This window comes from Bdellovibrio sp. ArHS (assembly GCF_000786105.1).
Lineage (GTDB): Bacteria > Bdellovibrionota > Bdellovibrionia > Bdellovibrionales > Bdellovibrionaceae > Bdellovibrio.
This window is the reverse complement of sequence record NZ_JTEV01000041.1, coordinates 1-19,324: the sequence shown is the minus strand read 5'-3', so window position 1 is coordinate 19,324 and position 19,324 is coordinate 1. Positions and strand designations below refer to the sequence as shown.

The window sequence follows — 19,324 nt, the reverse complement described above, 5'->3', positions numbered from 1 at the left end:
ACTTTTTCTTTATGGCTGGAAGAAAATGCGCCCCTGGGTTCATTGGGCCACGGGCTTGGTCGTCGGCGTCAGTGGGTTTACTTCTGGCATTTTCGTTGTCGCGGCGAATGGCTGGATGAATTCTCCGGCGGGATTTGATTGGGTGAATGGCGAAGCCATCAACATCGATCCTGTGGCGGCGATGTTTAACGAAGCGTGGCTTCATCAAACTCTTCATATGCAGTTTGCAGCTTTGCAAGCCGTGGGTTTTGCTGTCGCTGGCATTCATGCATTTTTATATTTGCGCGGACAGGCGCAAAATCTTCACCTGAAAGCTTTTAAGATTGCCATGTGTTTTGGTGCGGTTGCTTCCCTTGCGCAGCCCTTGATCGGGCATTTCGCAGCTCAAAGGGTCGCCGTTCTTCAACCCGTTAAACTGGCGGCGATGGAGGGACATTTTAAAACCGAACGCCGCGCCCCCTTGCATATTGGGGGGCTGCCCAATGCGGAAACTCAAACCATGGACTACAGCATTCCACTTCCCGGTCTTCTGAGTTTTTTGGCCTTCAATGACTTCAATGCCGAAGTTCAAGGTTTGGATCAGGTTGCTCAAGAGCTTTGGCCTCCGCTTGTGATCACCCACATCAGTTTTCAAATCATGGTAGCGATTGGCACCGCCATGGCCTTGCTGGCAATTCTGTTTTTTGTATATTTTAGAAGAGAAACTTTTCCGCCGTGGTTATTAAAAGCCGTGATCTTATTTGCGCCCCTGGGGTTCGTTGCGATGGAAGCCGGATGGATCGTCACCGAGGTGGGTCGTCAGCCCTGGATCATCTATGGTATTCTGAAAACCAGCGACGCTGTCACGCCCGTACCGGGAATGAAATATCACTTCTATTTATTTTTGGCTTTATATCTATTCCTCGGTTTCATAACGGTTTGGCTTCTGAAACGACAGATTGTTTCCACACAAAGAAAGTTTGAGGTTTCATGATTGAAATTCTTCTTTTCTTTATCGGAGCTTCACTTTTGCTTTATGTGCTTTTCGGAGGCGCCGACTACGGAGCCGGTATTCTGGAACTGCTTCCCGCCGGAAACTTAAGAGAACCCCAGAAAAAAGTGATTAACAAGGCCATGGGCCCCGTATGGGAAGCAAACCACATGTGGCTTATCCTGGTCGTCGTTATTCTTTTTATGGGGTTTCCTTCCGTGTTCACGCTCTTAATGACGTCTTTACACATTCCGATGGTCGCCTTGCTCTTCGGCATTGTTATTCGCGGCTGTGCCTTCACGTTTCGCCACTACGATGCCATTCAAGAACCCTCATCACAAAAAGCCTACACACTTCTTTTCGGAGCCTCCAGCCTATGGACTTCGCTGTGGCTGGGAATCATCGCCGGCAGTTTGAATCGAGGCCTGATTGATCCCTTAGCTACGGACTTTCACGAAGCCTATATAGCCCCATGGTGGGGACTCTATCCGCTCTGCATGGGAATTTTTGTAGTCTGTATCTTCTCTTTTTTGGCAAGTATCTATCTGATCGGCGAAACAGAGAATTTAGATCTCAAAAAACTGTTCATCAAACGCGCCTTCGTCCTGAACTATCTGGTGATCTTATCAGGCGCCTTTGTCTTTGCGGCTTCCGCCGACGAACGCACACCTCTATTTGCTGAATTTTTTAAGAATAAAATCACGCTGGCCATCATGTTGGCAGCCACGGTCCTTTTTGCCGTGCTCTGGTTTTTCATTCGCAAAAGAAAAACCCATTGGGCCCGCTTCGTGGCGGCGGGGCAGATCACTTTGATTTTACTGGGATGGTACGTGCTCAACGCTCCAGAGGCTCTTTTAACCGTGCAAGGCCCCATCAGCTTTTATGAGGCCGCAGCACCCCTTGCGACCCAGTGGCAACTGGTTTTAGCGCTCTTGATTGGCAGTCTTTTTATTTTTCCAAGTCTGTTTTATCTGATGAAAGTTTTTAAGACCGGGACGACGGACGAGATGTAACGGCAAGGATTGACCGTCCATGGTCAATTTGCCTCCCCCAAAGGCTCACACTAAGTGAATGGATTGCGTTTCCAACAATCCCCTCTGAGATGAAATGGGGCGAACCCTTCCGCAGCCCTTGAATAGGATGGAAAAAATAGAAAAAAGCCTCAATCAATTTTTCCGGGTTCAAGATAAAGAACATGAAGTTGCTGCACACCCTGCTTTACAGCACTAGGTCTAGTGATCTTTCGCGAAGATCCTCCGATAAGAAAGTATGCTTTTGAGATTTTTGGGCCCGTTCTTCATCGCCGTTCTAATTATGTCGCACTCGCCAAGTTTCGCACAAAATCCTGTCGACCCCGACAAGGCACAGATTCTGTTTAACAAAATACAGCGTCTGTATGAACCCGTGGCCAAGGCTGACCAAGGCGAATTCTTTCTGACCATCCATTGGGATCGCCAGACTGTCGCGGCCCAGGCCATTCGCGATGTCATGGATAAATACGGCATTGGCGTGGATGCCGGCATGCTCACTTCCCCGCGCGTGAACGAAGACGCGTTGGCTTTGACTTTGTGCCATGAAGCGGGCCATCTTTTCGGCGGAACACCTCTGCGCCCGACGCCTCCCGAATGGTACGGCCCGACTGATGAAAGTGGCTTAAGCCTGCATTCTGCCGAAGGACAAGCTGATTACTATTCCACCGCCGTGTGCTTTCGAAAGGTCGTCGCCGGTGAAGACCATCGGGAAATTCTCAGAGGAAAAGAAATTCCTTACCGCGTGGTCCAGCTTTGTGATTCAACTTGGGGCTTGCGAACTTCTGACTCTTATCTTTGTCAAAGAGCGGCGTTAGCCGGTCTGCAGTTTTTGACAATGGTGACGGATTTTCCCATCTCTTTTAATACCAGCGATACAACTGTCGCGGATAAAACTAATAATGAAACTTATCCTGCTCGGCAGTGCCGTCTGGATACAATTCTCGCTGGTGCTCTTTGCCAGGCCTCCTTGCCTCTGAATCTTAATAGGAAGGATCTGCCCTTCAGCTCTTGCTCTGAGGGGATTTCGGCTCGCCCGCCCTGCTGGTTTAAGAAACCTTAAAAGTCGCTCGTCTCTTCTCGCAGCGCCAAATTGCGGCTCTGCCGTGAACTTAGTATAAAAAACGTTTCCTTTGCAAAATCTGATTTATTTCCAAGCGTGATCCTAAGGACGAACCCGGGAAATGGTTTTCGCTGCGAACTCGAAACTGGAGCCTTCCGCTGACTCCTTTGCCTGATTTTGTCACTTTCTAAATTCGTCAAAAACTTCGACAGGACTTCTGGCACCTTAGTTGCTCTTAAGGCTTCAGAATTTACCGTGGAGGATAAATTATTATGGAATTCTTATTATCACTAGGTCGTGGTTTCACATCGTCAGACGCTATCTGGATGTGGACTATTTTGGCGGCACAAATCGTTTCTATCGCGATCATTGCCGAAAGAGCTTTTGCCCTTTTTGGTGCTCGCAAAACCAACCAGAAAGAACTTTCCAAGGTATTGGCAGAAGATATTCGTTCTGGAAACTTGGAAAAAGCACTTCGCCGTTCGTTGCAAATGGGCACAAAAGAGCCTTTGGGTGTAGTCGCTGCGGCGGGCATTCAAGCGGCGATGGATATGGGCGGTAAAGAGGAAATCCAGCTTAAAATGGATGAGGTTCTTCTTGAGGAAAACTCGCGCGTGGAAAAACGTATTGGCTTTTTGGCAATGTTTGCCAACGTCGCGACTCTTTTAGGTCTTTTGGGAACTATCACGGGTTTGATCCACTCTTTCGCGGGTATTTCGAACGCCAACCCTGCGGAAAAAGCGACCATCCTTTCTCAAGGTATTTCTTTGGCAATGAACACGACAGCTTATGGTTTGATCGTCGCAGTTCCTGCTTTGATCATGTATGCGGTTTTGCAAAACCGTGCTTCGCGTTTGACGGATGACCTTAATAAGGGAGCTTTAAACCTTTTCATTCAACTGGGCTTCCACTACGAACCGGTTTCTACATCTAAAGAAGTTCCAGCGAACTCTGGGAGATAGTTATGAGCATGACGGGCGGATCGGGCGACGACAAAGACTTGAACTTTGAACTTAATATATTACCGATCTTGGACATTCTATCGGTTCTTATCTGCTTCCTTCTTCTTACGGCAGTATGGATTCAGATCGGAACTATCGATACGCGCCAGGCGATCGGTGATAACTCTGTGGCTGGAGCAAAGAATCCTCCATCACTTTGGATCACGGTAAACACACAGGGTGCGGTTCAGCTCTCTTTGCGCGATTTGCCCAATGCTAAAACTCACGAAGAGCAGATTCAGGCTTCCGGCCGCAGTGTGAACTGGGCGGTGCTTGAACAGAAACTTCAAGCTCTTCGCGCTAAATGGCCTGACCTTAAAACAGGCGTGGTTCGTCCTGAAGCACAAGCGTCTTATGGCGATGTGATTCGCATAATGGACAAACTAAAACAAAACCAATTTGAAGGAGTGGGTTTATCCCCACTTGGGTAGGACTTATGAAAACATCGTCCTTTGCGAATGTTGGTAAAAAAAGATCCCCTTTAGGCGATTTACAAAACCTAAAGCCCGGAATGAAGAAAAAGAAGAGTGCCGCAGGCAGCCTCGCCTTAGCTCTGCCACTTACTTCATTGATTGACGCTTTTTCAATCATCGTCATCTATCTTCTGATCGGAACCCAGAACAGCGGTATTGAATCCACAGTTCCCGCGAAGATGTCCTTACCGATGGCCGAGCACAGTGTCGGTATTGAAAAAGAGACGCCGATCTTGACGATCGAAAAAGGGGTCTATCGTCTGAATGACGAAGTTGTTCCCGTGCGCGCTTTGGGACAAAAACTGACCGAGCTGAAGGCAAAATCTCAAGAGAAACTGGTGGAGCTTCTAGTTCAAGCTGATCAGGAAATGAAATACGAAGATTTGGATCCTCTTTTACGAGCGAGTTCCGAATCAGGTTTTGAAAAAATGAAATTCGCGGTGGTACCAGCAAGATGAAAACACTTAACGACATCCTAGTTCTTGGAGCATTTTTGGGCGGTATTTTGAGTACTCCTCCGGCGTTTGCCGAAAAAATGGCGGCAGGCACTCAGGATCTCGTTATCAAAAAAATGGAACGTGTTTTATCCGCATTGGATAAATCCGATCCCGCCTGGCTTGCCAGCCAACAACGCCTTGCCGACCTTCTTTCCGAGCGTGCTCGGACCCGTTTCATGCTCGAAGTGGAAGCCAATTGCGAGGGCTGCAAAGGCTCTAAAGAGGATCGCCAAAAAGCCATCAAAATTTACGAAATGCTTTTGTCCGAAGTGAAATTAAACGAGCACGGCCCTATTCTTTTCCAATTAGCCCATCTTTACGAGATGGCGGGTCAGGCCGACAAAGCCATCGCTCTTTATGAAAACATCATTAAAGATGCCAAAAAGAAAAACATCAACCGGGACATCGTGATTCGTTCTCACGTAGGACTGGGGGATCTTCTTTTTCAAAAAGGGCGCTTTGTTAACGCTAAAGAAAACTATCAAATCGCTTTAAAAGACAAGACTTTGGAAAATCGTTATTTGACGATTTATAATGTCGCCTGGTGTGACTTCAATACCGACAATCTTAAGTCTGCGATTGCGACGCTAGAGGATCTGCTTAAGGACCCTGCCGCGATCACTCGTGAAACGGAAGAGGGCTCTAAATACGATGCGCCTTTTCACACAGATATTTTGCGTGACCTTGCCATGTTCTATACAAAACAAGATGTCACGACCCGGGAAATTTCTAAATTTGAAAATCTGACTCCCGAAGACAAACGCAAAGATCTACTTCTTTATTTTGCCAAAGAGACTGACCGCATCGGTCAGAAGAAAGCCGCTCAGGAAATCATGAGCCGCTACATGGCGCACAGTGCTCTTTCCAAAGAAGAGCGTATCGAAGCCTCTATTCAACTAGCGCAAATCAACTATGACCGCGGGCAGACCTCGGAATCCGTTTCAGAATTCTCAAAGGCCGCAGCGGCTTTGCAGAAAGCCGGTTGCTCTGGCGACAAGTGTGCTGAGCTCCAAAAATCGATGAAACGTTATGTAACGGAACTTCATCGTTCAAAAAAGCTTAAGCCCGACCAGGATTTGATGAGTGCTTACATCACTTATAACAAAACCTTCCCGGCCGACATGGAGATGACTCAACGAGGGGCCTCGGTGGCGATGGAAATGAATAACTTCCCGATCGCTGTGGCACTTTATCGCACGGTCAGTGAAAGCCGACAATTTTCGCAAAAAGAGCGCAATGAAGCTCTTTTGCATGAGGTTTCCGCCGCGGAAAAATCCAAGAATCCGCAGTTACAACGTGAAGCTTATCTGCACTACTTGAAATATGCTCCACGTGACGCGAAATCGTTCGAGGTGAAATATCAATTAGCTTACTTAAGCTACACGCAAAAGAAATTTGCGGATGCCGCTGAATCATTCGAAGAATTAGCCAAAGACAAATCCGGCACCGCAGATCTGCGTAAAAAATCCGCCGACCTTTCCTTGGATGCTTTGGCTCAAATGAAGAATGAAAAGGTCCTGGAAGAGCTTGCTTGGGACTATTCTGAAATCTTCCCTTCCGCTCGTCCTGAATTTGAAAGTATCGCACTTAAATCTTTAATGAACCGTGTGGCTCGCACCGCAAACGATTCCAAATCGACGAAGTCGGATTTGCAAAAGGCTTTAAACAGCCTGGACGCAGACAAAGTGAAAAACGCAAATAATCAGGAAAAGATTCTTTTCTTTAACAATCAAGCGGTCCTAGCCAAGAAGTTGGATGAAGAAAAAATCTACGTGAATGCCCTTTCGTCCCTGATGGCTGTTCCCGGTTTGACGGCTGTTCAACGCGAAAATGCCCTGGAACAACTGACAGGATTCTACGAGAAAAAATTGGATTTCAGAAACGCCTATGCGACGGCCTTACGCATGGATCTTGCGAAGATTTCAGAGAAAGAAAAAGAATTCCGTCTGGGCACTTTAGCGGATCTTGCGGGTCTTAATGCCTCTAAACACTATCACAAATCTCTGGCAGCAGGCCTTCGCGGCGAACGAGCTTTGGTTGTCCGTTCTCGCTTGGTCTTAACTTCCGAAAATCCCGTGAAGGAACTAAAAGCGCAGGCGGCAGAGCTTAAACAACGTCCGGCCCTTTTAAATGAAACAGTCCTTCTGGTATATGCAAAAAATGAAAATGCGACGGCGCTAAAATCAGTTTTGGAAATGAAAGAACTGCGTAAACAGTCCGCACCTCTTTTCATTAAAAAGCAGGATTTTTATGAGAAAGTGCTGCAGACCAAGGCCTCTATCTCCGGCCATCAGCTTAACGCCAGCAAAGACCGTTTGCTGCAAAAAACCATCGCCGAGCGTGTTGCCCTTCTCAAAAAGGCTGACAAAATCCTGGCTGAAAGTTTGACGTTGAAAGATGTGACGGCACAAATGATGTCCTTGAATCTCGTCTCGTCAGAAAACGAACGCATGGTTCGCGATTTAGCGGGACTTCCCTTGCCAGCTCATTTGACACCCCAAGAACAAAATCAATACGTCTCGTTGTTGAAGGCTCAGTCGAAACCCTTCTTATTCAAAGCGCGTGTGGCGCAACAGAAACAACAGGAAATTTGGAATAAGTCCCCAGCCCTGGCGCAAATCATCCGAGACTACAAAATCGCGCGCGCAGAACTTCGCCCCCTTTTGGCTCGCGAGTTGACCTTGCTCAATCAAATCCCAGGGAAAGGAGCCATGAAATCCGCCCTGGAAGACGCCTTGGATGAAAGGCCCTTTTCGTCACGTGACTTGGCCTCTGCCCGCAAATCTGTTGCAGAAGACCCTGCCAATATCCGTGAAATTGAAAATTTGAAACTGATCGAGACAAAAATTGGCCATCCCCTTATGCCTTCTTACTTGGAAGCGCGTATAAGCCATCTTCAGAAGGGAAAAAGCTTATGAAATCAGTAATTTCTTTGGCCCTGGTTTTGCTATCTCTGTTAACGACCGAAGTGTCGGCGGCAGCGGGAAAAGATGTAAGAACTGTGAAATCCCCTACCAAAAAATCTCAGCTAGGAACCTCGTTCAAATTCAACGGGTCCACGCTGAGAGGTAAGTACCAAAGTTCCATGGGTACTGCCGCAACGGTCGAGAACGATAAACTGTTGGATGATCTTTTGAAAGGACGAACGCACTTTAGCGATCGTCAGGCAAAAGAAGCCGAACGTAACTAGAAGGCAGAAAGACATATGAACGCAGCGAAACTTCTGATTCTTGAAAACACACTGGGGCAAAAGGTTCGCACTTTCGCGGTACAGGCGCAAACATTGAACCTTATATACCTGAAAGAAAATCGTCGTATCGAAGCGTTCGCTGATCTTCAAGCCCTTGACGAAAACAAAGTCGCCTACACCCTTTTAAAACAAATCGATATCTCAGAACTTTCTGAAGAAGGCTTTGAGTTGCAAGGTTTGGGGCGTTTAAGAGCCTTCCCCAATGCGGCGGTAAAAAACAGTCCCACTCACACCCTGCCTGAAGAAAACGACGAAGAAAAACTTAAAACCATCTTACAAAAAACCACGGCCAGCCACTTGGCTGTGATCTTTTTCCTTCTACTGGGATCTTGGGTCTACACAAACTATTTCATGAAAAAGCAAGAGCCACCTTTGGTGACGATCATGCTGCCTCAAGAGCCCATCGTAAAACCCGAGCCCAAAGCTCGTCCCACAGTGAAAGTTTCTAAAACGAAAATCCAAAAAAGCAACAAGGTCTATCGCCCCGTTGCGCAGAAACTGAAAACCAAACCTTACAAAGTCAACACGGCTCAAGCCCGTGACGTTCGCCGTGTCGGTGCCCTTGCGGCATTGGGCGGATTGAAAAACGGCCATAAAGGCGCAGAAGGTTTAGATATGCAGTCCTTGAAAAACATCCGCGCCGCAGGAACTGGCGCAGGTGGTGGCGGTATTGGCAATGCAGGCCGCGGTGGTGCTCGTGGCTATATGACCGGCAATGCTTTGATCGCAGGTTCTGCGGGTGAAGGCGCCCGTGCCCAAGGCGCTGGTGGCTACGGAACTCGCGGTTCCGGTGGTGGTCGTGCTGGTTACGGCAAGATCTCTTTAGTTGGCGGTACCTCTGCAGTCAGTCTTCCTTTGGACGAAGAAGTCTCGGTTGAAGGTGGTCTGGATCAGGATCAAATCATCGCTGTCATCAACCGCAACAAAGGCCAAATCACTTACTGTTATGAAAAAGGTTTGCAGGCACAACCTTCTATCGGAGGTCGTGTCGCAGTCAGCTTCGTGATCGGCGCTTCCGGTCGCATCACAACAGCCAAAGTTGCCGAGTCTTCCTTGGGCTCGCGCATGGTTGAAAACTGCATGCTACAAAGAATGAAAACATGGCAATTCCCTCGTCCGGTAGGACAAGTTAACGTCGATGTGCTTTATCCATTTGAACTGACTCGCGTGAGCGCTCGATAAGAGGAGACGAAACAATGAAACACATGCCTAACCTCATCCCAGTAATTGCCCTTAGCCTCTTCACGGCCGCTTGTGGCGAATATCAAAAAGATCCGGCGCCGGGTCTTGCAACAATGCGCGAGAATGCGAAAGTTCAAACTCAACAGGGTCCGGATAAACCACGCGAAATCACCAAAACCGTCGTGGTTGAAAAGCCCGTCCTTGTTGTTAAAGAAGAATCCACGATCGATGAAAAATTCATCGTGATCACGCCTGACGCACAAATGACTTTCAATGAAGGTCAGCCAGCGCAGTTTAAAATCCGCGCCCGCGTTCTGGTGCCCGGTATCGAAATTAAGCTATCAGCCCAGGGACTTCCCGAAGGCGCCCGTCTTGAAAAATCATCTCAAGAAAAAGACCTTTATCTCCTGACTTGGACTCCGGCGCTTTATACAGTTCCGGCCAACGCCGCTATGAAAAGTTATACGGCAAAAGTCGTGGCCGAGGTTTCCAAAGCAAATAGGCAGGCCGAAGCTGACAAGCTGAAAGGTTTGGTCCGCGAAAAAGAATTTAATATTTTCTTATTCCGCAATCAGGAAGCCCCTTCCGGACTGACCGTCACGGGATTGGCGTCCGAAGTCAATGAAGGTGCCTTGGTGCCATTCTCTGTGACTGTTAAAATCCCGGGCATTGACAACAAAGCCCCGCAAAAACCGCGTTTGGTGGTCAGCTATGATGGTGTTAGCTACACCGCAGGCAACAGCTTCCTTGAGTTGGATGGTGCTCGTTATGTGGTCGCCGATCTGAACAAAAAAGAGGCCGAATACCTTGGTGACTCGACTTGGAAATTCACGTTGATCTTTGATACAAAAAATATCTCGGTTCAACCTCAGCTTGCTAAAGATGGTTCCATCATGGCTTCCGCCGACGGCACTCGAGTTCGCTTGAGCTTTAAGGTCTACAGTCCCTACGGTCTTTCGACACCTGAATCTTTGACACAAGTGAAGGTTCGTTACACGAAAGCGCTTCAAGCACCTCGCTTTGACCTTTCAGGTTTAGGCCAACAGGGGTTGGTCGTCAGCCCAGGTCAGTCCGTGAATCTAAAATTCGCGGTCACTTCGGCTGACAACCAGGCACTGGTGAAAGTTGAAACTGCTTCTTCGACTTTGCCAGGCTCTCCTGCTGTCGAATGTAAGAATTCGGAAACCTCTGCGGCAAAACAGGAATGTGCTTTGACTTGGACTGTGCCCTGCGATGCGAAGGCAGAACAGCTCAACGGCGAAATCCTCATGAATGCTCAAGCCGTAATCAACGGCAGAAATTCAGATATCACTGCTTATAAGCTTAAAGTTGTGGCTTCCACAGAAGACAAAAAACTTTGCGCTACGGAGGCTGCTCAATGAAAACGATGAACTTGCTTACGATGGCGTTTCTCTCTCTGACTTTAACGGCGACCTCCGCTTTGGCAGCCTCGGCGAAGTCAAATGCCAAACAAATCAATGCGGCCGAAGATATCGATTCTTTGGGTGGTAACAAAGACCTGATGGAAATGGCTGAAAAGGTGAAATCCACCAGCCGCTCCCGTATCGTCCAAGAACGAATTGTCGATCGCCGTAACACGGTAGAGTTCGGTCTTTCTTATGGAACTGTTTTTGGCGGCGACGCTTATGTAAAAACTCAGGCCCTAGGGGCGCAAGTGGATTATCATATCACTCCCCGTTGGTCCTTGGGTGTTCGTTACTATGATTTCGGAAACAGCCTGACTTCAGAAGGCCAACGTATTTATGACGATGCCAAAGCTGCGGAACAAGCCGGCGGCCGGGCTCTTCCCGTCGATATCGATTATCCATTGAATTCGACAATCGCGGTTTTGAATTGGTACCCCATCTATGGAAAAACAAGTTTCTTGGATATGGGTGTCACTCAATTTGATATCTATCTTCTTGCCGGCGGCGGAAACATCACTCTTTCCAGCGGCTCGACCTCTGTGCTGACAGGCGGCTTGGGTCTGGGCGCATGGATTACGAAGCACATTTCTGCCCGCGCAGAAGTTCGCTATCAAACTTATGAAGACCAGATCGCAACAGGCGCACGTAAGCTGGATGTGGTGACGGGTTCTTTAGGACTTGGATGGATCTTATGATGAAGTCTTTCGTCGCTCTTAGCACAATGGCGGTTCTTTGCCTGGGCTTGTCGACGCAAGCTTCGGCTCAGGAACGCCTTTCCGTGAAGGACTGGGCTCAATCCTGGTCTGACAAGGCCTCTAAAAAAAATATTCCTTTTAGCACGGCAGATCTTGAGAAAAAAGCTTTGGGTTCTTGCAGTGACTGCGACAACAAAGATGCTTTAACAAACGGCCGCAAACTTTTTGCGAAAGGTCAGTTTGACGAAGCAATCCGCACTTACAATCAGATTCCGCGCGGAAACACCTATTGGCTGTCTTCCGTCGAAGAAAAAGGCTGGGCTTACTTCCGTCAGGAAAATTATGAGAAAGCTTTAGCCCAGACTAAAACACTGTTGGCTCCTCAGTTTGCGGAAATTTCCAATTCTGAAGCTTTCCTTTTGCAGTCTTTAACCCAGCTTAAAATCTGCGATTACAAGGGTGTCTTTGAGACCCATCAAATCTTTAAAGAAAAACAGAAAAAACGCATCCTGGAAGTTCAGCAGTTGGCTCAGTCTGGATGGAATGAAGCACTGACACAGGTCCTTAAAAAGGCGGATAAGTTTCCATTAACTTTGGACGATATGGGCGGCGCGGTTCAACGTCTTCCCCTTTTGATCTATAAGGATGTCGAGTTCCAAAAGCAGGCTTTGCGCTTTAAAGCTTCTGAACGGGCTTTGGCGATGGTCGATTCCAGCCGCGTAAAGGACCAACTTGAAAAAGCCAACACGCAAAGCTTTTTAGCTTTAAAAAAACGTGTTCAGGAACTGGCGCAAGAAGAGACCAACGAAAATTTCAACGTGATCCAGAAACTCAACCTGGTTGAAGTCGAAGCGATTCAACGCGTTCATACCGACATGGAGTTGGCGGACAGTATGTACAAAAAAAGCCAATTCGAAAAAGTCGGCGACGACAAGCTGGTTTTTATGGATGACGGCAGACCTTGGATCGATGAGCTGGATAAGTTCGAAGTGGCGGCAAAAACTTGCGCCAAAGGGATCAGGAGGAAGATGTGAGAAACCTCATTATCATCGCCATTTATTTTTCAGCCTTCATGCTGGTTTCGGCTTGCAGTCCTGAATCCGCGACACTCAAAGTTGAAAAACCTTTGTTAGAAGAGCAGGTTCAGATTCCGCAATACGATCAGATTCCCGCGCAAACTTTTGAATGGATCACCGAAGATGGCGGTCAAAGTCAGTTTGACTTCAATCCTGAAGTTGACATTCTTTTTGTCACAGACAATTCAGACAGTATGAAATCAGCGCAGGAAAACCTGGTGCGTAACATCGACCGTTTTACTGCCGGCATACTGAAAAACAAAATGATCGACTACCATATCGGCGTCATCTCGGTATGGGACAGCTCTGAGCGTTATGCGCTAACGAAAAAAGACATTTATCAGATTGGTGATCTTCGCCATATTAAGAACCATCAGGGCCAAGTTTCCCAAAGCCGTCGTTTCGTCGCAAAATCTGACAACAATAGCAAATTGATCGCCCCGACTTTGAATATTGGTGTGACACCTTATGCGGAAGGTGGACCTGAATTCGAAGAACTGTTATCGCCCTTAGCTGCGGCTCTTGAAAAAACCGGTCGTGGTGCCGCCAATGAAGATTTCTTCCGCAAAGAGGCTCAGTTGGTTGTGATTCTTTTGACGGACGCGGATGACTCATCAAAAAACATCAACCCTGAAGAGATGGCGCAAAAGCTGATCGACTTTAAAGGTGGCCGGGCGGAAAAAGTCGCAGTGTATGGCGTGCTTGTCCGTCCTCAAGATCCAGATTCGTATAAAGACTGGGACTTACGGATTCACCCCAAGTACCATCCTGAATGTTTTGATATGAGCCAGAAAACGCCCAAAAACAATGGCAAATGCAGCGGTTTTGGTCCCACTCGCCTGGAACAACTGATTGTCGCGGCGAATGCGAATGAAGGCACACCAGAGCAAATCCGCGCCAAACACATCATGAGCATCGTCAGCCCCAAATTCGGTGACGATCTGGCAAAAATCGGCTCGGATATTACCTTCAAGACTTTGTCGAAAGAGATTTTCCTTAGCCAACGTCCACGCGCCGATAAAAATGGTCAGTTGATGGTTCGCGTTCGTTACGGAAAACAAGTCATTCCGCAAAAAGCAAAAGGTGGCTGGCTGTACAACCCCGAGGACAACTCTATCGTTCTTTCCGGAGATATTGATTACCAGTATGTCGAGGGCGCGAGATTCTCGGTCGACTTAGTGCCTTTAACTTTGAAAAACTAATTCTTTTAAGAAGTTTAAAACTAAAAAAGCCGCTTCAATGCGGCTTTTTTAGTTTTGCGTGACTGTTTTCGCAAAGCTTTAATTTAAGTTTCAAGAAGCAACGTCACGGGGCCATCGTTTGTCAGCTCTACTTTCATGTCAGCACCAAAAACGCCCCCACAGGTCGACACTCCTGACGATTGACTCAGTTCGAGCGCCTTTTCATAAAGAGCTTTCGCCAACTCAGGCGCTTCCGCATTGATGAAGCTGGGACGGTTCCCCTTGGCGGTGTCACCCAATAAGGTAAATTGCGAAACGATCAGATGCTGTCCCCCCACGTCTTTTAACGAGAGATTCATTTTTCCCTCAGCATCAGGAAACACCCGCAGTGCGATGACTTTGGTGATAAGCTTTTGAAGTTTTTCTTCTGAATCGCCTTTCGCCACACCCAAAAGAGTCAGAAACCCTTTATCAATGGATGAAACGACTTGGCCATTAACGGTGACCGACGCTTTGGAGACTCTTTGTACAACACCGAAAGGTGCCAGGGGACTTTTTTTAACCGGGCCGCGTTCAACGCAGGCCGGTTGGAAAAAGTCCCCTGGCACCTTCTTTATTCTTCTTCTTCTTCGATTTCTTCTAGTTCAGCAAGTTCTTTGGTGTCTTGCTTGGATTTGTTGGGGTGAAGCTTTTGGTATTCTTTGATCTTGAGTGGGTCTGGACCCAACATCAGGAACATGTTTTTACCTTCCATCTTTGGCTGGGATTCGACCATGGCGAGGTCGTTTACGAAGGCGATACATTTTTGCATCACTTCCATTCCCAATTCTTGATGGGCCATTTCACGCCCCATGAAACGCAATGACACTTTCACTTTGTCGCCTTCCAAAAGGAAACGACGAGCGTGATTCATTTTCGTCTCAAAGTCATGCTGATCCGTACGCGGACGCATTTGGATTTCTTTGATCGTCACGACAGTTTGTTTTTTACGAGCCGCCGTGGCTTTCTTTTTATTTTCGTACTTCCACTTGCCGTAATCCATGATTTTACAAGTGGGAGGAGATGCCGTTGGCGCAATCTCGAGAAGATCGAGGCCTCTATCTTCAGCAATACGTAACGCCTCGGGAACTGTCATCACGCCCAACATGTTACCTTCATCATCAATAACACGAACTTGTTGAGCACGAATCTCACGATTCACTCTTAGTGAGTCTTTAGAGTCTTTCTTGTTGCGATCAAAACGACCGCCGCCACCGCCTCTAAAATTACCTTCAAACTTGCTAATGGGAACCTCCCAGCCTATAGCTGATTTTCGTTAGTTGCCGCGGACTTCGCAAGTGAAGACTGCAGCTGTCTTGTACTAATATCGTCTAAAATCGTTTTCATCAATTGATCCACAGTCAAACCTTTGTGTTCAGAGCCGTCTCTTAAACGCAAAGAAACTGTCTTCGTCTCGGCCTCTTTATCCCCCACAATAATCATGTAAGGCACTTTTTGAAGCTGAGCTTCGCGGATCTTGTAATTTAGCTTCTCATTACGGCGGTCAAATTCAACACGAACTTTATGCTCTTTAAGAAGTTTCTGTAAATCCTCACAGAACGTATTCACACGGTCTGTAACATTCAAAATGGCAACCTGAGTTGGACACAACCACGGCGGCAAATGTCCCGCCGTGTGTTCGATATAAACCCCGATAAAGCGCTCTAGTGATCCCAAGATCGCACGGTGAAGCATGATCGGACGGTGTTCCTTGTTATCCTCGCCCGTGTATTTCAAGTTAAACGCCTCAGGAAGATTTGGATCGACCTGAAGGGTTCCCAATTGCCAAGGACGGTTCAAGGCGTCCACGAACATAATGTCCAGCTTTGGACCGTAGAACGCGCCATCACCTGGGTTGATCGTGAAAGGCAGATTCAACGTTTTCAAGGCTTCCGCCAGGGCGCCTTCCGCCATATCCCAATACTCTTCACTGCCCATTCGGTTGTCGGGACGAGTGGAAAGATAGATTTTGTAATTATTCATACCCAGCTTGTCATAAACCCGATTCAACAGGTGCATGAACTTCGCAATCTCATCCTGCAACTGATCCATACGACAGAAGATGTGTGCGTCGTCCTGACAGAAGGTGCGAACACGAGTCAAACCGTGCATAGCGCCGGATTTTTCAAAGCGATGCAAACGTCCAAAGTCCGCCATCTTGATTGGCAGATCACGGTACGAATACTTTTCAGAGTTGAAAAGCAAACAGTGCGAAGGACAGTTCATCGGCTTGGAGGCAAAGTCACGCTCGTCCACTTTGGTGAAGAACATGTTTTCTTTATAGTTTTGATAGTGACCTGAAGTATGGAACAGGTTCACATCAAAAATCTGCGGCGTAATGACTTCCTGATAACCTGTTTCGAAATAAAGTTCGCGCAGGTAAGTTTGCAATTCAGTATAAACGACCGCACCCTTCCCCGTGAAAAATGGTGAACCCGGAGCCCATTCATGAAAATGGAAAAGTCCCAGCTCTTTACCCAGCTTACGGTGATCGCGCTTTTTCGCTTCTTCGATGTTATGAAGATATTGATCAAGTTCTTTCTTATCGCCAAAAGCCGTCGCATACACACGCTGAAGCATGGCATTTTTTTCGTCACCTCGCCAGTAAGCTCCCGCCACTGAAAGAAGTTTGAAAGCTTTGATCTGCCCTGTGCTTTGAATATGCGGTCCACGACAAAGATCGAACCAAGCATCGCCATTGTGATAAATGCCGACGACGGTTTCACCTTTCGCCGCCAAGTCTTCAATCAACTCGACCTTAAAGCGCTCGTTCATTTTCTTGAAAGTTTCAATCGCCTGAGCGATCGGCCAGTTTTCGCGCTTAATCGGCAAATCCTTGGCGATGATTTCGGCCATCTTCTTTTCGATTTTTTCGAAGTGCTCTTCAGTGAAGGCAAACGGCGAATCAAAGTCATAATAAAAGCCATTATCGATCACAGGACCAATCGTGACTTTCACCTCTGGCCAGATATCCTGCACCGCTTGCGCCATGATGTGCGCGCAAGAGTGACGAATCACCTCGACGGCTTCAGGGCTCTTTGTGGTGATCAAAGCAATTTTGGTCTGATCTTTAAGAGGCGTTCGCAGATCTGAGATCTCTTTAGAACCATTGAGTTGTACACCAAGAGTTTCTTTGGCCAAGCGAGGACCAATAGACTGAGCCACTTCCAGCGCAGTCGGCTCGTGGTCAAAAACCTTCGTCGAGTTATCCGGCAGAATAATATTAATTTGTGACATTATGATAGGGTGGCCGTCGTGAAACGACCTGTATTTGTTAGAAGATGTGATGAAGAAATATGCATTTGCATCACATCATTTCTAATCCTCTAGCCACGAAGGGTCAAGCACTCACCGCGAGAAATTGCACACCTATAATTTGGTCCCCGGTTGCCGTCGACACAACCCAGCGGACTTGGGACTCTACTGACACCCAACGCCCATGGCGGTTTTTATACATAAGGCTGATAAAGTCCTTTACGCTCACCTCACCCTCTTCCACGGTGATCTGGGCGCCCCCTTGCGAAAAATCCTGCATTTGACCCTCACGAAGAAACTGGACTGAGGCCCCGGTGGGAGAAGCCTCGGCCAAGACCGACTTCTTTAGCATCACCTCAGATTGCACCCGCATCCGCTCTTGCTTGCGACTTTTCACTGGCTTGCCTTGGAGGCGACGAGTCACAAGATCAGCAATGCGACAGCCCTCAGACTCGTACAGGAAAAGGGTTTGAGGGAAGGAATGTGACAGTTGAAATGCCGCTTTTTCAATAGTTTGCGCTATAAAGATAAAGCTCACTTTAACTTTTGTCTTGGTCCAAGATAAAAAAGCTTCGGCGACTTTTGCTGTTAATGACTTTGCATGCACAATCACGAATAGCTCCCCTGGCTGCGACTTTAAGAAGTCCTTTAAAAGTTCAGGAGGAGGCGCCAAATGCCAACGCACTCCTTGCACTCCCCGCAAATAAGCCGGAACCGACGCCAATCCTGGAACAGAACTTTGACTCGAACTGAGATAGATCAGGTCTTTCACGGGCTTTTTATGCATAGATGAGGACATTGCAATCTTGAAGCCCATGCTCAGATCAAAATGATTCGCCGTCACCGTCAACATCGTGGACAGGTGCAAAGAAAGCTTTAAACAACATTGTTAAATTACTGATTTACCAACACAAACACGCCCCGCACGATAGTCATGTCAACCCATCCAAGGAGAAAACATGAAAACTATTTTTGCCTTATTGATCACGGTATTTATGACGGCCTCCATAGCTCACGCCGAAGACACCATGGGAAAGAAGACGGATAACGCCGCAGAGTCGACGAAGGATTCTGCCAAAAAAACAGGCCGCAAGGTGAAGTCCACCGCTAAAAAAGCCGGTCATCGCATGCAGGAAGCGACTTGCATGGAAGGCGACATGGAGTGTGCTGCGAAGAAAGCCCGCAACCGCGTTAATGAGGGCGCCGACGCCGCTAGTGACACGATGAAGAACACCAAAGATAAGGTTTCTGAATAAGCCGCGATGACGATCCTAAAGGCCCACCAAGGTGAGGCCTTTGAGAAGTCCGCTTGTTAGGGATTAAAAAGTATCACAACGAGCTTTGGCATTGCAGTACGAGGCATGAACTGACTCATTACAAGCTTTGCGAGCATTGAATTCAGCTTCTAGCAATGTACGAGCCTCACCTTTGAAGGTCTTGCCGTAGCCCGAATCAGTCACAACACAGATGGCCCCTTGAGTAGCACGGTCTTGATTGGGGTCACTGCATTTGAGGTTCGTATTACAGTAAGACGCATGGACGCTATTGCCACACTGTTCTTTGGCTTGGGCTTCAGCTTCAAGCTTCGTACGCCCTTTGCCTAAAAATACTTTACCATAACCACTATCGGTAATCATACACGCCATCTCTACAGGCACCGGCGGAGGCGGCGGTGTTGGCCTCTGATACTCAAGGCTTGTAACACGTTGATGAAGACCATATACGAGACTTTCCAACTGATTCACTTTAGATTCAAGAACACGAATGCGTTCTGCCTCGCGATCTCCCCTGTTTTGCGCAAATGCGGAAGCGCTCATCAGAAGACTACAGCCCAGAACCAAAACAAGTGATTTTCTTAACGCAGACAACATCAGGATCTCCCAAGGACAGTGGTTATTTGTCACCAAACTTCACCAAAAAGTCAGGTGCTATCCTTAAGAGCAATTATAAAGCCAATGGATTCAGAGCCAAAAGTACACCGGGATGGCGTCAGACAAGAAAAAAAGCCCCCACAAAATGGGGGGCTATGCAGAAAAATGAAGGCCTGCTATTTAGAAAGTTTCACAGCGAATTGTTGAATTGCAATAAGCCGGATTCACCGTGCCACCGCAAATTTTACGAGCATTGAATTCCGCTTCAATCAGACTGCGTCCTTCACCTTTGAAGGTTTTTCCGTAACCTGTATCA

General features: G+C 47.5%; 19 protein-coding genes. 14 read left to right on the top strand and 5 right to left on the bottom strand.

Features of this window, described 5'->3' with window-relative positions:
* The 13 genes from OM95_RS16640 to OM95_RS16580 all read left to right on the top strand — a co-directional run.
* A partial coding sequence (locus OM95_RS16640; protein WP_041876362.1) for a cytochrome ubiquinol oxidase subunit I occupies positions 1–973 on the top strand: 973 nt, incomplete at its 5' end.
* On the top strand, positions 970–1,983 hold the full coding sequence (locus tag OM95_RS16635) for a cytochrome d ubiquinol oxidase subunit II (RefSeq protein WP_041876350.1): 1,014 nt from the start codon (positions 970–972) through the stop codon (positions 1,981–1,983). The genes OM95_RS16640 and OM95_RS16635, both read left to right, overlap by 4 nt.
* A gap of 262 nt (positions 1,984–2,245) precedes the next feature.
* Complete coding sequence (locus OM95_RS16630) at positions 2,246–3,061, top strand: hypothetical protein (RefSeq protein ID WP_291516699.1); 816 nt, start codon at positions 2,246–2,248, stop codon at positions 3,059–3,061.
* A gap of 272 nt (positions 3,062–3,333) precedes the next feature.
* On the top strand, positions 3,334–4,023 hold the full coding sequence (locus OM95_RS16625; protein ID WP_041876347.1) for a MotA/TolQ/ExbB proton channel family protein: 690 nt from the start codon (positions 3,334–3,336) through the stop codon (positions 4,021–4,023).
* Between the two features lie 2 nt (positions 4,024–4,025).
* Positions 4,026–4,493: a biopolymer transporter ExbD gene (locus OM95_RS16620; protein WP_041876344.1), complete on the top strand. Its 468-nt coding sequence runs from the start codon at positions 4,026–4,028 to the stop codon at positions 4,491–4,493.
* Between the two features lie 5 nt (positions 4,494–4,498).
* Positions 4,499–4,993 (top strand): biopolymer transporter ExbD, encoded by a 495-nt coding sequence (locus OM95_RS16615; RefSeq protein WP_041876341.1) that lies wholly within the window; start codon positions 4,499–4,501, stop codon positions 4,991–4,993.
* Positions 4,990–7,950 (top strand): tetratricopeptide repeat protein, encoded by a 2,961-nt coding sequence (locus OM95_RS16610; RefSeq protein ID WP_041876339.1) that lies wholly within the window; start codon positions 4,990–4,992, stop codon positions 7,948–7,950. Before OM95_RS16615 ends, OM95_RS16610 begins: the two co-directional genes overlap by 4 nt.
* Positions 7,947–8,222 (top strand): hypothetical protein, encoded by a 276-nt coding sequence (locus OM95_RS16605; RefSeq protein ID WP_041876337.1) that lies wholly within the window; start codon positions 7,947–7,949, stop codon positions 8,220–8,222. The genes OM95_RS16610 and OM95_RS16605 overlap by 4 nt, the downstream gene beginning before the upstream one ends.
* Positions 8,223–8,237: 15 nt before the next feature.
* On the top strand, positions 8,238–9,464 hold the full coding sequence (locus OM95_RS16600; RefSeq protein ID WP_041876335.1) for an AgmX/PglI C-terminal domain-containing protein: 1,227 nt from the start codon (positions 8,238–8,240) through the stop codon (positions 9,462–9,464).
* A gap of 14 nt (positions 9,465–9,478) precedes the next feature.
* Positions 9,479–10,846 (top strand): hypothetical protein, encoded by a 1,368-nt coding sequence (locus OM95_RS16595; protein ID WP_291516697.1) that lies wholly within the window; start codon positions 9,479–9,481, stop codon positions 10,844–10,846.
* On the top strand, positions 10,843–11,586 hold the full coding sequence (locus OM95_RS16590) for an outer membrane beta-barrel domain-containing protein (protein ID WP_041876333.1): 744 nt from the start codon (positions 10,843–10,845) through the stop codon (positions 11,584–11,586). Before OM95_RS16595 ends, OM95_RS16590 begins: the two co-directional genes overlap by 4 nt.
* Positions 11,583–12,620 (top strand): hypothetical protein, encoded by a 1,038-nt coding sequence (locus OM95_RS16585; protein WP_041876357.1) that lies wholly within the window; start codon positions 11,583–11,585, stop codon positions 12,618–12,620. The genes OM95_RS16590 and OM95_RS16585 overlap by 4 nt, the downstream gene beginning before the upstream one ends.
* The gene (locus tag OM95_RS16580; protein ID WP_041876330.1) at positions 12,617–13,864 is read left to right on the top strand and encodes a hypothetical protein; all 1,248 of its coding nucleotides are present in this window, start codon (positions 12,617–12,619) and stop codon (positions 13,862–13,864) included. The genes OM95_RS16585 and OM95_RS16580 overlap by 4 nt, the downstream gene beginning before the upstream one ends.
* 83 nt (positions 13,865–13,947) lie before the next feature.
* Here OM95_RS16580 and dtd read toward each other — a convergent pair whose 3' ends face one another.
* The 4 genes from dtd to OM95_RS16560 all read right to left on the bottom strand — a co-directional run bounded on the left by dtd (position 13,948) and on the right by OM95_RS16560 (position 17,990).
* Positions 13,948–14,391 (bottom strand): D-aminoacyl-tRNA deacylase, encoded by a 444-nt coding sequence (gene dtd / locus OM95_RS16575; protein ID WP_041876355.1) that lies wholly within the window; start codon positions 14,389–14,391, stop codon positions 13,948–13,950.
* A gap of 65 nt (positions 14,392–14,456) precedes the next feature.
* Positions 14,457–15,044, bottom strand: coding sequence for a translation initiation factor IF-3 (gene infC, locus OM95_RS16570; protein ID WP_291516695.1), 588 nt, complete (start codon positions 15,042–15,044; stop codon positions 14,457–14,459).
* Positions 15,045–15,142: 98 nt separating this feature from the next.
* Entirely contained in the window at positions 15,143–17,119 is a 1,977-nt protein-coding gene (gene thrS / locus OM95_RS16565) for a threonine--tRNA ligase (RefSeq protein ID WP_041876328.1), read from the bottom strand.
* A 103-nt stretch (positions 17,120–17,222) separates the two neighbouring features.
* Positions 17,223–17,990, bottom strand: coding sequence for a PilZ domain-containing protein (locus OM95_RS16560; RefSeq protein ID WP_291516693.1), 768 nt, complete (start codon positions 17,988–17,990; stop codon positions 17,223–17,225).
* Positions 17,991–18,096: 106 nt separating this feature from the next.
* Between OM95_RS16560 and OM95_RS16555 the strand changes: the two genes are divergently transcribed.
* Positions 18,097–18,393, top strand: coding sequence for a hypothetical protein (locus OM95_RS16555; RefSeq protein ID WP_041876326.1), 297 nt, complete (start codon positions 18,097–18,099; stop codon positions 18,391–18,393).
* A 63-nt stretch (positions 18,394–18,456) separates the two neighbouring features.
* Here the strand turns inward: OM95_RS16555 and OM95_RS16550 are convergent, their stop codons facing one another.
* Complete coding sequence (locus tag OM95_RS16550; protein ID WP_041876324.1) at positions 18,457–19,008, bottom strand: hypothetical protein; 552 nt, start codon at positions 19,006–19,008, stop codon at positions 18,457–18,459.
* Between the last annotated feature and the right edge of the window lie 316 nt (positions 19,009–19,324).

Bases quoted from the DNA above. Each gene is read 5' to 3' on its own strand.
- OM95_RS16635 (WP_041876350.1), top strand. From the start codon at position 970: ATGATTGAAATTCTTCTTTTCTTTATCGGAGCTTCACTTTTGCTTTAT.
- OM95_RS16625 (WP_041876347.1), top strand. From the start codon at position 3,334: ATGGAATTCTTATTATCACTAGGTCGTGGTTTCACATCGTCAGACGCT.
- OM95_RS16620 (WP_041876344.1), top strand. From the start codon at position 4,026: ATGAGCATGACGGGCGGATCGGGCGACGACAAAGACTTGAACTTTGAA.
- OM95_RS16615 (WP_041876341.1), top strand. From the start codon at position 4,499: ATGAAAACATCGTCCTTTGCGAATGTTGGTAAAAAAAGATCCCCTTTA.
- OM95_RS16610 (WP_041876339.1), top strand. From the start codon at position 4,990: ATGAAAACACTTAACGACATCCTAGTTCTTGGAGCATTTTTGGGCGGT.
- OM95_RS16605 (WP_041876337.1), top strand. From the start codon at position 7,947: ATGAAATCAGTAATTTCTTTGGCCCTGGTTTTGCTATCTCTGTTAACG.
- OM95_RS16600 (WP_041876335.1), top strand. From the start codon at position 8,238: ATGAACGCAGCGAAACTTCTGATTCTTGAAAACACACTGGGGCAAAAG.
- OM95_RS16595 (WP_291516697.1), top strand. From the start codon at position 9,479: ATGAAACACATGCCTAACCTCATCCCAGTAATTGCCCTTAGCCTCTTC.
- OM95_RS16590 (WP_041876333.1), top strand. From the start codon at position 10,843: ATGAAAACGATGAACTTGCTTACGATGGCGTTTCTCTCTCTGACTTTA.
- OM95_RS16585 (WP_041876357.1), top strand. From the start codon at position 11,583: ATGATGAAGTCTTTCGTCGCTCTTAGCACAATGGCGGTTCTTTGCCTG.
- thrS (WP_041876328.1), bottom strand. From the start codon at position 17,119: ATGTCACAAATTAATATTATTCTGCCGGATAACTCGACGAAGGTTTTT.
- OM95_RS16560 (WP_291516693.1), bottom strand. From the start codon at position 17,990: ATGTTGACGGTGACGGCGAATCATTTTGATCTGAGCATGGGCTTCAAG.
- OM95_RS16555 (WP_041876326.1), top strand. From the start codon at position 18,097: ATGAAAACTATTTTTGCCTTATTGATCACGGTATTTATGACGGCCTCC.
- OM95_RS16550 (WP_041876324.1), bottom strand. From the start codon at position 19,008: ATGTTGTCTGCGTTAAGAAAATCACTTGTTTTGGTTCTGGGCTGTAGT.